Consider the following 14084-nt stretch of genomic DNA (forward strand, 5'->3'; position numbering starts at 1 on the left):
AGACTCGATCCTTAAGGATCGGGTCTTTTTTGCCTTAGAAATTCCTGGACGCTTCAAATTAAGATATCCACTGCCTATCCCTCCGGGAAATTCTTCTCTTTTTCTCCGATTATATCAAGATCAAAATCGGTTTGTTATGAATTCCGGCCGATTTTACTTGCTCTTTACAATTTTCCGGACTTTATGCACCATTCAGCGACAAACGGTAAGGTGAACGAAGAGAACTGCACGGCTGTTGCCGGACAGTTCTTTTTTCTGCGCAGGCAAACTCCGCTTCGCTTCCAGCAATTTAGTGTAACAATATTCAAGGATGAGACGTCAATTTCTACAAGACAGCAAAAGAAGGAGACGAATCGAATGAAACGAATCAAAAAAGCAACCGTTGCAATTATGGCCGTAGGAGCCTTAACGCTAAGCACCGCTGGAATTACGAATGAACTTTTGCCTGCAAAAGCAGCCGCGGCGTCTGCGTCCGCATCGTCTGCAGCATCGGAGTACTATAAGCAGGCCTTACAGACGCTGAACAGCTTCTACAAACCGGCGCTTCAAGGGCAATTTCCCGGTCTTGGGGGATTGACGTTAGGCAAAAGCACGCGCGAGGACGTAGTCAAAGCGATCGGCGAGCCTGAAATGCCGTCCAATGCGTCGAATGCATTCGATGTCTATCACGCGGAGATGGGCCACCCCGGGTATGCGATCTCGTATAAGCAGAACAAAATCCAGGAGATGCGCTACTTCGGGACGAATGTGGAACGGGAGGCCAATATCGGCGGCATTACGGTGAAGATGCTCGTGCAGCAATGGGGAGCGCCTCATTCCTCCACCGTTTTCAAAACCGGCAGCGTGGAGCAGAAAAAGATCGTTTATATCCGCGGAGCCTATCAGCTCGAGTTTATTTTCAACAGCAGCACGAACCTCGACCACATCAATCTGGTTAAAAAGGACGCAGCGGGGTCCGATAATTCTTCCGCTGCCGGAGATTACTATAAGCAGGCCTTGCAGACGCTGAACAGCTTCTACAAGCCGGCACTTCAAGGCCAGTTTCCCGGTCTTGAGGGATTGACGTTAGGCAAAAGCACGCGGGAGGACGTAGTCAAAGCGATCGGCGAGCCTGAAATGCCGTCCAATGCGTCGAATGCATTCGATGTCTATCACGCGGAAATGGGCCACCCCGGGTATGCGATCTCGTATAAGCAGGACAAAATCCGGGAGATGCGCTACTTCGGGACAAATGTGGAACGGGAGGCCAATATCGGCGGCATTACGGTGAAGATGCTCGTGCAGCAATGGGGGGCGCCTCATTCCTCCACCGTTATCAAAACCGGCAGCGTGGAGCAGAAAAAAATCGTTTATATCCGCGGAGCCTATCAGCTCGAGTTTATTTTCAACAGCAGCACGAACCTCGACCACATCAATCTGGTTTACAAAGCGTAAGTTTACCCATTTCCCTCACCGGTATTCCGGTGAGGTTTTTTTGTATGATTCTATCTTGGTCCTTTTCTTCATATCATTTAAAAAAATAGATTGAGAGAAGATGAGGACATTGAAAACTGGTTATCGGACTCATGGATCGTTCCGGCGCTCTTTTTGGCGATGGGGCTATTTTTATTTGTTTCTATCGTCTTGCTGCTTCAGCATTATCGCGTTTCGCCCGATGATGGCCCCTGACGCCGACGGGAAAGTACTGCTGCAATTGGACAAGCTGGCTCGGCCGGGAGGGGAAACCGTTGCTCCGGTGCACATAACGGGAAATCGGAGTCCGCAAGATCACCCGGATCCAAGCGGAGCGGCTTCCGAATCCGCGCAAAATTCCGTCTCCGCAACGCAATGGGTGCGCATTACGACGGCCGCCGCTTTGCGCGAGGAGCCGAAGCCGACTTCGCCGGAAATGCTGGAAGCAATCCCGGACGAATGGTTTCCCGTGCTGAGGGAGGAAGATCATTGGTACGAAGTCCGGTTAGGCGATAGCCAATCCGGCTGGGTTCCGGAGCAAGGGACTGAAACGACAAAGCTGACCGAAAATAGGCAAGTGATTTCGATTCAAGCGGATGCGCCGATTTTTTCGGGTCCTGACGTTTCGTTCGGCCCGGTACGAACCGCTCGGCCGAACCATGTCTATGTTCCGAATCGAGTGAGCGGACAATGGATCGAATTGCAGGGGGAAGGCGAAACCGCATCGTGGATCAAGGCATCGGACGCCATCTGGACCCATGGGGAACCTGCTTCAATTGCAGCGTTTAACGAATCGGGAGAAGGCGTTGACGGAAATCTCCAAGCGGCGAAAGGTCCCCTGGAGGGAAAAACGATCGTCGTCGATCCGGGTCACGGCGGCATCGATTCGGGGGCGCGAGGCAAGATTGAAGATGTCTATGAGCGGGATGTCAATCTGTCCGTCGCCCGAGCGCTGAAGCATAAGCTGCAAGCCGCCGGCGCGAAAGTGCTGATGACCCGAACTTCCAACGATCAAACGGTTACTTTGCAAAGCCGGGTGGACTTGTCGAACCGGAGCGGCGCCGACCTCTTTGTCAGCATTCATCAAAATATGTTCGTGCAAGATCCAAGCGTATCCGGCACCATTACTTTCTACAGCGGACCGGAATCGGCAGCGCCGGCGAAGGCGATCGAGGAGGCTGCGTTAGCCTCGCTCGGCAGCAGAGAGGAGAAGGAACACGTCGAGCAGGATCAATTGTATGTCTTGCGCAATAATCGTCAGCCGGCCGTTCTGATCGAAGGCTGCTTTCTATCCAATCCGAAGGAGCTCGCAAACAGCATTACGACGGGTTATCAGGAGAGGCTGGCGAGCGGCGTTTTTGACGGCATTAGGACTTATCTGGCCGGATGAAACCGGAGAGCGGAGAGCGCCATGGAACGGTCGCCCGACAGGTCCTAAGCGCATCAGCCCTCGATGACGAATCCCGCGATCGAGGCCAGCTCGCCTTCGGTCACCATTAACTTCCGTTCGGGCAGGTCGCCGGCTTCAACCGTGCGCGCCGGCGTGACTTTGCCGCCGGCCGAGGCGTAGACTTGAACCCGGCTGAAAGAGCGGTCCAGCCGAAGCTCGCCGGCCGCGAACGGGATGCAGGCGACCCGCTCCGCATCGGCGATGTCGCGGTCGTCCTGCGCGATAAGCGCCCAGCGTCCGGTGAAGCTGACCGAGCCGGCGACCGGGTAGGAGAAGGCGGCCGATTCGTCGCCTCGAAGCGTCAACGCCGTCAGCCTGGATGCTCCGGCGCCGTCCGGGGCGGCCTCCAGACGTCCCCACGAGCCGAGCCGCGGTTCGCCCTTGAGGCTGCCAAGGTCGGCGTCGAGCCACAGCGGCTTCCAGCCGCAGGTGCGGCGGCGCCAGGTCTGCAGCGCCGTCCAACGGTTGAGATCCGCGGGCTCCATCCTACTGCCGTCGTTGTCGGTCTCGCCAAGCGTCAGACCGTTGACGCCCACGACGGCCGTATCGAGCAGGATCGAGCCGAGCGCGCCGTAGTAATAGCCGGTCGACGTATTGACGGCCATGCCGTGTCTGGCCGCCAGCGAGGCCCATAAGCAGCGCTGGTTGTGGCCGGCGATCTCATGCGCCGCGCTGTCTCCGGCGTCGCCGAGATCGTCGATGCTGATCAGGTCGGCGACGTCGCGCATGAGCGGGTGAATGCCGTAGTAGATGATGGTGATGTCCGGATCGACGGATTTGGCGGCGTCGTATATCAGCTTCAGCAGGGAGTAAGCCAGCCGCTCGCCGCGGTAAGCCGGGTCGCGGGGCGCGGCCGCGTCCGGCCCCGGGTAGCCGTAGCCGAAGTCGAGCTTCAGCGCGGCCGGCCGCCATCTCGCCACAAGCCGCATCGTCCGTTCGACAATCAGCCGTCTTGTCCGCTCGGAGCTCGGATCGAGCAGGTAATGGAACTTGGCGCCGAACGGGCTGCCGGACCATCGCCATTCGCGCGGTTCGCCGTCGGGGCCGCACAGCAAATCTTCCTTGGTCAGCCCCTGCAATTCGGGGGCGTCCGTCCAGCCGACGCTTTGCCAGAACGCGAGCTCGTATCCATGCTCCCGGATGATCGCCAGATCGGCGTCGAAGTCCGGGAACAGCTCGGCATTAGGCTCCGCGCTGCCGTCGAACGTCTCCCACGATTCGTCCAGAATGATCATGTCCGCGGCCGCGGAGCCGGATACCCGATCGACGAATCGCCTCAGGTCGAACCGTTTTTCCTTGAAGTCGCCCCACGTGCACAGGAACGACCGAAGATGGCGGGACGACTTCGGCTCGAACGGGCCGAAGCTGTCGAACAGCGCGCCGAGCGCCTCGTAGCCCGAATCGCCCCGGGCGAGCCGCAGCGGCTCGTTCCAGACGCGCCTCAAGTCGTCCGCAGGCTCCCACAGATCCTCGCGGTAAGCGTAATGAATGCAGGCCGTGGCGGACCGGAGCCGCAGCGTCAGCGGCGCGTCCGGCACCTCGCCCGGGCCGAAAGCAAGCCAGCCGCGTCGGCCGCCCATCGCCGCGGCGTAGAGCGGGCGCGGGAAGGCGGCCGCATAAGGCGTCCCCATGGCATCGCCGAAGCTGCCGAGCGGCAGCCGCGCGTCGCCCATGTCCCACGAGCGCCAGAAGGAATGGGTCGGGGAAGAGCCTGCCGCGGGGACACAGTAGCCTTCCGCCGACCAATCCGGCCAATGGACGGTGCCGGCGTCCGGCGTCCGGCGGCGCTCGGCCGCCGTCAGCAGTCTGGTGCCAAACTGCAGCGACAGGATGCGGGAGGGACGCGACCAGTGCGCTTCCAGCCGCTTGATGCGCAGCCCCCATGCCGGCAGTTCGCATACCAGAAGGCCCGAGCCGTGCTCGCCTAAGTCAAGCCCGATCCGCCATTCTCCGTTCTCCCCTAAGGCGCATGCCTTCGCTGCCGCTTTGACGTACAGCGCCGTCCCGCCCTCATCGAGCTCGAAGGCAGGCAGCAGACTGCCTGTCCACACGGTGAAGTCGCCCTGCGGCGCTCCGCTGTCACCCGAGTCCGCTATTAGCAACCGCGCTTCATCCCGCGATACGTCCCACTCCAGCCTCATGCCGCCCGCCGTTGCCGTCAGGACGGCGTCTACCGCTCCGTCGACCATGAACGATTCTTCCTCCCGTAAGTCTTGTCGCTCTCAGTATAGAAGCGCGGCGTGCAAATGTAAGTAGCCTGAACGGGGAATTGGGTATCCATTATCGCGTTTCCCGAAATTTTCGGCCTAGTTGCCGACGCTTAACTTCGTCGGATCGCCGTAGAAATCTGATCAATGCCCGATACTTTTGCCGGCCCAGAATGTTTATGATGAGGACGAACGGCAACGGTCTGATTTACGGAGGTATCGGGCAATGGAGATGAAATGGACGCATTTCACGATCGACGGCAACCTGCCGGGCTCCGCCTGGGGGACGGGAGTGATCGGACTCGCCGATTTTGACGGAGACGGAGACCTGGATGTCATCGTATCGCGCAGAGAGACCCAGACGGCCTACTGGTTCGAACGGAAAGACGATGCCGTCTGGGTTCGGCACACGGTCGGCACGTCGCCGCATTTGGCGGAGGCTCTCGGAGGCGTCGCCGTCGATGTCGACCAGGACGGTCTGATCGATTATGTCACGCATCGGGTCTGGTTTCGAAATCCCGGCAATCTGCACGTCGACCCCGACGCGCCATGGGAGGCTCACCCGTTCGAGGGAGGCGGCCATGATATCATCGCCGCCGACATCAATGGCGACGGCAAGCTCGATATCGTATGCTACGACGGCGACGTGTTGTCTTGGTTCGACACGTCGAACGGCTTGGCCCGGACGATTATCGCCGAGGGCCGCGATGATCACGGCGGCGTAGCGCCCTGCGGCGTAGGAGACCTGAACGGCGACGGGTTGCCCGACATCGTGCTGCCGGGCGTCTGGTACGAGAATCCGGGCAACGGCTCCGGCGAGTGGAAGCGGCACGAGTGGCCCCATTCGCCGATCAAGAACGCTTCCTACGGGACCTGCATTCGCGTATGGATCGCGGACATCAACGGCGACGGCCGTAACGATATCGTCTACAGCGATTGCGATACGGGCTATTCCCACGTTTATTGGGTCGAGAATCTGGACCGGGGAGATAACTGGATCGTTCATCGCCTGCCCGATCCGCCGGGACACCCGGATACCGGTTCCTTCCACTCGCTTGCGGTTGCCGACTTCAATCACGACGGTCGGCTGGAGATCTTCGCGGCAGAGCAGGAGGATCCGGACCGGGGCATGATGGACGCCGGAAGGCTGCCGATGAAGCCGGAGGGCTTGCTGGAGCGCGGCGTGTTCTGGATGAACCGCGGCGGCAATCCGCCGGTATTCGAGCCGGTCGTCATCCACGAAGGGCGGCCGGGCTGGCACGATGCGGTCGTCGGCGACGTCAACGGCGACGGCAGTCTCGATATCGTCAGCAAAATATGGAACGCAGTCGGACCCACTTATCACGTGGACTTCTGGAGAAACGACACCCTGCGAAAATCGGATGGAGACCGGACGCCGGAATGCTTTTCACAGCCTTAGATAAATGTCGCGGGCCGGGCCAACCGTCAGCGGACGGTTGCCCGGTTTTTTGGCGTCTGCTTGCCAGGTATCGGAATCGAAGAGGAGAGGTCGTCCTCTGTCCGAATCCGTCTCGGAAAATCAAAAAAGAACCTGATGAGGGGATCAGGTTCTTTTTGCTTGCATATAAACAGACACGATGATACAATCGGGTTACGACTGTTTTTCGTGAAATGGTCATAAATATCTTATCTTACATCTTTATTGTACTATGCCGGTGAACTCTTGTCAAATGTTTTTCTCAAATGATTGGTGAGGAGAGATGTCGGATGGGTTCTTTGGTTCTCGGTTTTCAGGAATTGGACAAATCGCAGCTTTTGCTCGTTGGCGGAAAAGGGTTGAATTTAGGGGAACTATCTAAAATTCAAGGAATACATGTGCCGGAAGGATTTTGCGTCACAACAGAGGGATATCAAAAAGCCATCGAAGCCAACGAAGAGTATCAGGCTTTGTTGGATCGACTGACAACGGTAAAGGCAGAAGATCGGGTTCGAATCGGTGAAATCAGCAGGGAGATCCGGCAAGTCATCATGGAAGCGGAAATTCCTTCCGATGTAACGAGAGCCGTTGCCGGTTATCTCTCCCGGTTTGGCGACGAGCATGCTTATGCCGTTCGTTCCAGCGCGACCGCCGAAGATTTGCCGCATGCCTCTTTTGCCGGTCAACAAGACACCTATTTGAATATCATCGGCAAAGAAGCGATCCTGCAGCATATCAGCAAATGCTGGGCTTCGCTTTTTACGGATCGCGCGGTCATCTACCGGATGCAAAATGGCTTCGGCCACCGTCAAGTTTATTTATCCGTGATCGTTCAAAGGATGGTTTTCCCGCAGGCATCCGGAATTTTATTTACCGCCGATCCGCTTACCGGAAGCCGCAAGCTGCTGTCCATCGATGCGGGTTTTGGTCTTGGAGAAGCGCTGGTCTCCGGCTTGGTCTCTCCCGATTGCTATAAAGTCCGGGATGGTGAAATCGTCGATAAAAGGATCGCAGCCAAAAAATTGGCGATCTACGGACGGAAGGAAGGCGGAACCGAGACTCGGCAGATCGAACCCGATCGGCAGATGACTCAGGCGCTGACGGAACGGCAAATCTTGCGGCTGGCACGCATCGGAAAACAGATTGAAGCCTATTTTGGCAGCCCCCAGGATATCGAATGGTGTTTGGACCACGATACATTTTATATTGTCCAAAGTCGGCCCATCACGACTTTATTCCCGATCCCGGAAGCGAACGATCAAGAAAATCACGTCTATTTATCTGTCGGTCATCAACAAATGATGACAGATCCCATAAAACCGTTGGGATTGTCTTTTTACCTGTTGCTTACTCCTGCACCTATGCGTAAAGCCGGCGGGAGGTTGTTTGTTGACGTTGCGCCAAGGCTGGCTACGCCTGTCGGCCGGGAAGCTTTATTAAATACGCTGGGATCCGATCCGCTCCTAAAAGGCGCAATCATGACCATAATAGAGCGGGATTTTATAAAATCGTTACCGAACGATCCAACGGCACCGATTCTGGGCAGAAGGAATACAGATAGGCCCGCACCGTTCGAGAACGATCCGGCCATCGTTACGGATTTGATTAATCGTAGTCAAGCATCGATAGAAGAGTTGAAACAAAACATCCAAGAGAAATCGGGATCGGATTTGTTTGATTTTATTCTGGAAGATATCAAGGAGCTAAAGAAGATCTTATTTGACCCGCAAAGTACGGCTGTGTTTATGACTGCTATGGATGCTTCGGCATGGATCAACGAGAAAATGAACGAGTGGTTAGGCGAGAAGAACGCAGCCGACACGCTTTCCCAATCCGTACCCCACAATATTACTTCGGAGATGGGGCTGGCGCTTTTGGATGTCGCAGATGCGATTCGCCCTTATCCGGAAGTCGTGGATTATTTGCAACAAGTCAAAGAGGATAACTTTTTGGATGAACTGGTTAAGCTCGATGGCGGGCAGGAAGCCCGGGACGCTATCTGTGCTTATCTCCATAAATATGGAATGCGGTGTGCCGGAGAAATCGATATCACGAGAACTCGTTGGAGCGAAAAACCACTTGGGCTCGTTCCCATGATTCTGGCTAATATCAAAAACTTTGAGCCGAATGCCGGCAATCGAAAATTTGAGCAGGGGCGTCAGGAAGCTTTGGCCAAAGAACAAGAGTTAATGGAACGATTGAAGCTATTGCCGGATGGAGAACAAAAAGCCAAAGAAACCAAACGAAGGATCGACCTCGTCCGGAATTTCATCGGCTATCGGGAATATCCAAAATACGGCATCGTAAGTCGCTACTTCGTTTATAAGCAGGCTTTACTGAAAGAAGCCGAACAACTCGTTCAAGCTGGCGTAATCCATGAAAAGGAAGATATTTTTTATCTTGCTTTCGAAGAACTTCACGGAGCCGTACGCACCAACAAACTTGACGATCAGATCATCGACAAACGAAAAGAGGATTACAAACTTTTCGAAAAACTAACTCCCCCGCGTGTCATCACGTCTGATGGCGAAATCATTGCAGGCGAGTACAAACGAGAAAAGGTGCCGGCAAACGCGATTGTAGGCTTACCTGTTTCTTCCGGAGTGATAGAAGGAAGAGCGCGTGTCATTTTAAACATGGAAAATGCCGATCTGGAAGATGGAGATATATTGGTCACCTCCTTTACGGATCCTGGCTGGACGCCATTATTTGTATCCTTAAAAGGCCTGGTCACCGAAGTCGGCGGACTGATGACCCATGGAGCCGTTATCGCGCGCGAATACGGCTTGCCGGCAGTTGTGGGAGTAGAGAATGCCACCAAACGGATCAAGGATGGGCAGCGAATTCGCGTACATGGAACAGAAGGGTATATCGAAATCTTGTAGTCTCAAAGAAAAGCATCTCCCAAGCAGGGGGGATGCTTTTTGTGTGTTACAAATCCGACCCTTGCGTCGTTATATGTGCGAAATGCTCGGGTTTAAGAAAATATTTATCTTTAACCCGGGTTCTTTTTAAACTGTTTCCCTTACCCTGAAGAGAATGAAAGGTAAGGAGGAAACGGGAATGAACAAAGCGAAATCATGGGCCGCCGGAGTTCTGTTATTTTTTTATATGGGGGTGCTGTTCAAAATTATCGTACTTAAGTTCGGCCCGATCGACGTTGCATTTCTTTGGGAGCGTCTGCAGCTAAGTATGGCTCATCCGGCGTTAGTCGCGGCCAGGCTGAAAGCCGGCAATCTGATCCCCTTAAAGGAAATCGCCGGCACGTTTGATTCGATGTCGGGACAGAGACTTTTCAACCTTGCGGGCAATATCGCCGTCTTCGTCCCCTTCGGCGTGCTCCTCGGCACCGCGGCGAAAGCCGGGAAGCTGGCGCTTGCGAGGGCTTTTTGGCGTTCCTTTGCGGTGAGTCTCGGGTTAGAAAGCGCGCAAGTGTTGTTCGCTATCGGCAAGTTCGACGTCGACGACCTGATTCTCAATTCCGCCGGCGGAGCGTTCGGTTTCCTGATCTATATGGCGGGAACTTGGCTGACGACTGCGGGATCCGGAGTTCCTAGCGAGAGACCGGAAAAATCCGTTTGACTCCCTTTTGCGCAAATTTTACAATAAAAGCGTAAAGGTTTGCGCAGGAAGGGAGCCACCCTCTTGAAGCTAAAGGAAATCGCGGCCAAGGCGAATGTCTCGATCAGTACCGTATCCCGCATCATTAACAACCAAGGGAATTTCAGCGAGGCAACGCGGCGCAAAGTGATGGAGATCGCCAAGGAATACTTGAAGCCGGGCGTAACGCCGGCCAAGATCGGCGGACTGACGTATACCATTGCCGTATTCGTGCCGGAGGTTCATGATTTCGTCGACAACGATCCCGCCTCTTCGGCGGATTTAAGCCATTTGAAGGAAGAATTCGAATCGTGCGGGCATCAATTCCTGCTGGCGACCCATTCGCGCGGCGCGCCTGCGTCCGGCTCCGCCTACCGGCTGTTGAACGACAACAAGGTAGATGCCGCGATCGTTTTCGATTCTTTCGTCGACGACCGGCTCGTCGACGAGCTGATCGAACAGGGGATTCCCTATTTAGTGACCAACGGCAGAAGGTACGACCGCGTCCAGAACTATATCGATTACGACAACCGCAAGGGCGCCTACGAGGTGATTCAATACTTGCACCGTCTCGGCCACCGGACGATCGGCCTGATCGCGGGGCCGGAGGACCATCTGGTCAGCCAGAACCGGCTGGACGGCTGCAAGGACGCATTTCGAGACCTTGGCCTCGCGTGGAACGATCGCAATGTCTTGGCTGGCGCTTTCGACCCGTCGCACGGCTATCAAGCCGCCAAGCAGCTGATCGGGCAGCGGAGCGGAATTACCGCCCTGTTCGCTTTCAACGACATTATGGCCTTCGGCGCAATGAAAGCCCTGTCCGAAATGAAGCTGAAGATTCCCAAGGAAATTTCCCTGGTCGGCTTCGACGACCTGAAGCTGTCCGAGTATATGACGCCGCCCCTTACGACCGTGAGGCGATTCCGCTACGATATCAGCGGACTGATCGTCAAAATGCTCACGGAGCTGATCACGAACAAGACGATATCCGAAGTCAACATCAGCTTGAAGACGGAGCTGATCGAGCGTGAGTCTTGCGCTTCCGCTCACGTCAAAGGATCATGATCATCGTCGATATCCTGAGAAGAAAACCGGCTATTGAGCGGTTTTCTTTTTTTATTCAGAGGTTTTGTCAGAAAGAAGCGTATGGCTCACGACAAACTGACCCACTGCTCCTTACGGTACTGCTTGGCGATATAGACGATTTGACCGGTGTGGTATGCGCTATGGTACAGACTTTTTTCAATGGCGTCGATTACGGTTACGGGCTGGCCCTTGATCGTGATTTCCATCAGTAGTTGCTCCTCCCGGATCGCGGCGAGTTGTCCCAGGAACAGGCTCCAGCCATGTTCCCAGCGATGCAGCAGGGCTGCTCGGTCAAGCTCTTCCGGAATGAACTCCGCATCGCGGTTTCGATCTGGCTTTTCCCCGTCGGTGGTAAACATATCGGTCCATCTGGAAATCATATTCCCGCTCATGTGCTTGATGATCACGGCGATGCTGTTGGAGCCGGGCTCCGGCGCCCAAGAAAGGGCGGAATCTTCGAGCTGCCCGACGGCAGCTTCGGCGGTGCGTTTCATTTCTTCCAGGCGGGACTTGACCGCGCTTTGGTATGCAGTGAACAGTGTTGAGATCATAGGTTGTGCCTCCTTTGGGAGATCGGTTTGAACAGCGGTTTCATTTCCATGCCGTGCTTTCAGCATAATGAGCTTTCGAGGATAAATCCAATATATATATCAAGCAGTATCATCAATATAATGGATGTTTCATGACCGGACCTGGGATAGCGGGGGAAGCAATCATGGCCATAAAGTTAGCCGCTGGCGCCAGAGGCTCTTCACCAATCCGGGTGTAAAGCCGGATCGGGTCCTTGACGCGCATCCCGGGAATGCGCACCTCCGCAAGCTCGCCGGATTTGAGCTCCCGGGCTACCGCCAGCGAAGGCACAAAAGAAACGCCGTATCCCGATTTGACGGCTTCAATTGTTTCATGCATCCCTTCAATGCAGATCCCGGTCCGCGGCTTCGGCACTTCATAGACGTCGCACAGGGAGAAGAGCTTCTTGCGGGTGTAGCTGCCTTCTTCCCTGAGTATAAAAGCGGTTTGCATGAGATCCTGGAGCGTAGCGGCGGAACCGGCCAATGGGTGGTCCCGATGGACGATGAAGATCAGCTCATCCTCAAGCAGCGTGACGTATTCCAAGCCGGAATCTTTCGGGCCCTCGCCGCAGATGAGCGCAATGTCCGCCGAGTGGTCGAGCAGACGCTTCATCGCGGTACGGGAGCTGCCTCGGGTCAACTGGACATTCACCTTCGGATACTGCTGCCCGAAACGGACAATCCAGGGGGGAAGCACGGTTCGGCCGGGCAGATCCGTGGCACAGATCCGGAGACTGCCTTCGAGACCGTTTTTGAGCGCGTTCATTTCCCGCTCCATTTCATATTCCAGCGAAAACAGCTGCAGCGCTCGGGTGGCCAGCCGCTCGCCGGCTGGCGTCAATTGAATGGAGCGCCCCTTGGAGGCAACCAGCTTCATCCCGAGCTCCTGCTCCAGATTCCGCAGTTGGGCGGTGGCTGCGGGCTGGCTGAGCAGCAAGTTGCCGGCGGCCCGGGTCACGCTTCCTGTGCTGGCCACCTCCGCAAAAACGCGCAATGCGTGCAGATTCATCCTTCTCCCACCTTTGTCGTTGGCTTGTATTCAAATCGTTTCATAGCGTAAATCATCCATTTCATCAATGAATCGGAATGTTGTATTTAGAGTATGGATGGATTGTTCTTATTGTATCGTGCAGGATTGTCAGAGCAAAAGCTATTGACAATCCAGCTACTGCGTGTTACTTTATAGCAGTAGTCAGTAACGCTGCATACCGGTCATACAGAATAGCGAGAGGTGATGGCGCTGGAAAACCTAACGGAAATGCTCAAAGGGGTGCTGGAGGGCTGCGTCCTTGAAATTATAAGCCGCAACGAAACCTACGGCTACGAAATCACGCGGCGGCTGAACGCCCTCGGCTTCACGGATGTTGTGGAGGGAACGGTGTACACCATCCTGATCCGGCTTGAAAAAAACAAGCTGGTGGAGATCACCAAGAAGCCCTCCGACATGGGACCGCCTCGAAAGTTTTTCGCGATCAACGACGCGGGGCGCGAGGAGCTGAGGAGGTTCTGGGAAAAGTGGGAGTTCGTATCGTCAAAAATGAACGAGTTAAAGGAGAGAAATCCATGAATTTTTGGGAAAAAATCACCGGCAACGACATGACGAAAGAAATGAGAGCTTTTGAATCGCGAGCCCAAAAGCTGCCGGCCGGTTATCAAGCGGCATGGAAAGAAGTGAACGGAAATATTTGGATGTACACCAATTTCTCCGGTCGCAACCTCATGCCCATTCTCGACGGGGTGCTGGGCCTGCTCGAAGAAGCGGCGGCGGACGGTCAGCGTGTCCAAGAGGTATTGGGCGACGATATCAAAGGCTTCTGTGCGGCGCTGGCCGGCGAAGAAGGGGCAAAGTCATTCCGCGACAAGTGGCGCGAGCAGCTCAACCGTAATATCGCAAAAAAATTAGGCAAATAAAATGAAGGCAAATAGGAGGATAACAAATGAGCATACAAGATATCATCCAAGGCAAAAAAGAGTGGCGAGCGCACGTGGCGCGCGTCAAAGCGCTCCCGCAGGATTATCAGATTGTGTATAAAGAGATTCAAAAATATCTCTTTAAGGTCGGCCCCGTTGAACTGACCGAAGGTACGGGTTTGCTCTCGGGGATTGTCGATCTTTTTGAAGAGGGCGCGGCCGTGGGCAAAGGCGTGCTCGACGTGACGGGCAGGGACGTAGCGGCTTTTTGCGACGATCTCATCAAAGATTCCAAAACGTACGCCGACATCTACCAAGAATCTGTTAACCAAGAAATGAACAAGGCCATGAAAAAAGCTACGGACAAA

12 protein-coding genes are annotated in these 14084 nt (G+C 55.2%); 9 read left to right on the forward strand and 3 right to left on the reverse strand.

The features are described 5' to 3' along the window. Window positions 1-210 precede the first annotated feature (210 nt). Window positions 211-1434: a YjgB family protein gene (locus tag H7C18_RS35385; RefSeq protein ID WP_337913917.1), complete on the forward strand. Its 1224-nt coding sequence runs from the start codon at window positions 211-213 to the stop codon at window positions 1432-1434. A 175-nt stretch (window positions 1435-1609) separates the two neighbouring features. Next, on the forward strand, window positions 1610-2842 hold the full coding sequence (locus H7C18_RS28135; RefSeq protein WP_185132448.1) for an N-acetylmuramoyl-L-alanine amidase: 1233 nt from the start codon (window positions 1610-1612) through the stop codon (window positions 2840-2842). 53 nt (window positions 2843-2895) lie between these two features. Here the strand turns inward: H7C18_RS28135 and H7C18_RS28140 are convergent, their stop codons facing one another. After that, window positions 2896-5091 carry an alpha-amylase family protein gene (locus tag H7C18_RS28140; protein ID WP_185132449.1) on the reverse strand — a complete coding sequence of 732 codons (2196 nt, stop codon included), beginning with the start codon at window positions 5089-5091 and terminating at the stop codon, window positions 2896-2898. A 244-nt stretch (window positions 5092-5335) separates the two neighbouring features. Between H7C18_RS28140 and H7C18_RS28145 the strand changes: the two genes are divergently transcribed. The 4 genes from H7C18_RS28145 (at window position 5336) to H7C18_RS28160 (ending at window position 11212) form a co-directional block, all read left to right on the forward strand. Further along, window positions 5336-6529: an FG-GAP repeat domain-containing protein gene (locus tag H7C18_RS28145; RefSeq protein WP_185132450.1), complete on the forward strand. Its 1194-nt coding sequence runs from the start codon at window positions 5336-5338 to the stop codon at window positions 6527-6529. 308 nt (window positions 6530-6837) lie between these two features. Further along, window positions 6838-9432 (forward strand): phosphoenolpyruvate synthase, encoded by a 2595-nt coding sequence (gene ppsA, locus H7C18_RS28150; RefSeq protein WP_185132451.1) that lies wholly within the window; start codon window positions 6838-6840, stop codon window positions 9430-9432. A 178-nt stretch (window positions 9433-9610) separates the two neighbouring features. Then, window positions 9611-10129 carry a VanZ family protein gene (locus H7C18_RS28155; RefSeq protein WP_185132452.1) on the forward strand — a complete coding sequence of 173 codons (519 nt, stop codon included), beginning with the start codon at window positions 9611-9613 and terminating at the stop codon, window positions 10127-10129. A 63-nt stretch (window positions 10130-10192) separates the two neighbouring features. Further along, window positions 10193-11212: a LacI family DNA-binding transcriptional regulator gene (locus tag H7C18_RS28160; protein ID WP_185132453.1), complete on the forward strand. Its 1020-nt coding sequence runs from the start codon at window positions 10193-10195 to the stop codon at window positions 11210-11212. Window positions 11213-11298: 86 nt separating this feature from the next. On the opposite strand, the gene H7C18_RS28165 is transcribed toward H7C18_RS28160, so the two are convergent. Together H7C18_RS28165 and H7C18_RS28170 are read right to left on the reverse strand one after the other, a co-directional pair. Then, the gene (locus tag H7C18_RS28165) at window positions 11299-11784 is read right to left on the reverse strand and encodes a DUF1572 family protein (protein ID WP_185132454.1); all 486 of its coding nucleotides are present in this window, start codon (window positions 11782-11784) and stop codon (window positions 11299-11301) included. 112 nt (window positions 11785-11896) lie between these two features. Continuing rightward, on the reverse strand, window positions 11897-12814 hold the full coding sequence (locus H7C18_RS28170) for a LysR family transcriptional regulator (RefSeq protein ID WP_185132455.1): 918 nt from the start codon (window positions 12812-12814) through the stop codon (window positions 11897-11899). A gap of 249 nt (window positions 12815-13063) precedes the next feature. On the opposite strand from H7C18_RS28170, the gene H7C18_RS28175 reads away from it, so the two are divergent. The 3 genes from H7C18_RS28175 to H7C18_RS28185 all read left to right on the forward strand — a co-directional run. Beyond that, window positions 13064-13372: a PadR family transcriptional regulator gene (locus H7C18_RS28175; protein ID WP_273388204.1), complete on the forward strand. Its 309-nt coding sequence runs from the start codon at window positions 13064-13066 to the stop codon at window positions 13370-13372. Next, window positions 13369-13716, forward strand: coding sequence for a DUF1048 domain-containing protein (locus tag H7C18_RS28180; protein WP_185132457.1), 348 nt, complete (start codon window positions 13369-13371; stop codon window positions 13714-13716). The genes H7C18_RS28175 and H7C18_RS28180 overlap by 4 nt, the downstream gene beginning before the upstream one ends. A 26-nt stretch (window positions 13717-13742) precedes the next feature. Then, window positions 13743-14084, forward strand: a 342-nt coding sequence (locus H7C18_RS28185; protein ID WP_185132458.1) for a DUF1048 domain-containing protein, incomplete at its 3' end; no start/stop codon positions are given.

The organism is Cohnella zeiphila (assembly GCF_014212055.1).
GTDB lineage: Bacteria > Bacillota > Bacilli > Paenibacillales > Paenibacillaceae > Cohnella > Cohnella zeiphila.

What these genes read in the sequence shown, in the direction of transcription:
- H7C18_RS28140 (WP_185132449.1), bottom strand. Translation starts at nt 5,091, where the DNA reads ATGGTCGACGGAGCGGTAGACGCCGTCCTGACGGCAACGGCGGGCGGC.
- H7C18_RS28145 (WP_185132450.1), top strand. Translation starts at nt 5,336, where the DNA reads ATGGAGATGAAATGGACGCATTTCACGATCGACGGCAACCTGCCGGGC.
- ppsA (WP_185132451.1), top strand. Translation starts at nt 6,838, where the DNA reads ATGGGTTCTTTGGTTCTCGGTTTTCAGGAATTGGACAAATCGCAGCTT.
- H7C18_RS28155 (WP_185132452.1), top strand. Translation starts at nt 9,611, where the DNA reads ATGAACAAAGCGAAATCATGGGCCGCCGGAGTTCTGTTATTTTTTTAT.
- H7C18_RS28165 (WP_185132454.1), bottom strand. Translation starts at nt 11,784, where the DNA reads ATGATCTCAACACTGTTCACTGCATACCAAAGCGCGGTCAAGTCCCGC.
- H7C18_RS28170 (WP_185132455.1), bottom strand. Translation starts at nt 12,814, where the DNA reads ATGAATCTGCACGCATTGCGCGTTTTTGCGGAGGTGGCCAGCACAGGA.
- H7C18_RS28175 (WP_273388204.1), top strand. Translation starts at nt 13,064, where the DNA reads ATGCTCAAAGGGGTGCTGGAGGGCTGCGTCCTTGAAATTATAAGCCGC.
- H7C18_RS28180 (WP_185132457.1), top strand. Translation starts at nt 13,369, where the DNA reads ATGAATTTTTGGGAAAAAATCACCGGCAACGACATGACGAAAGAAATG.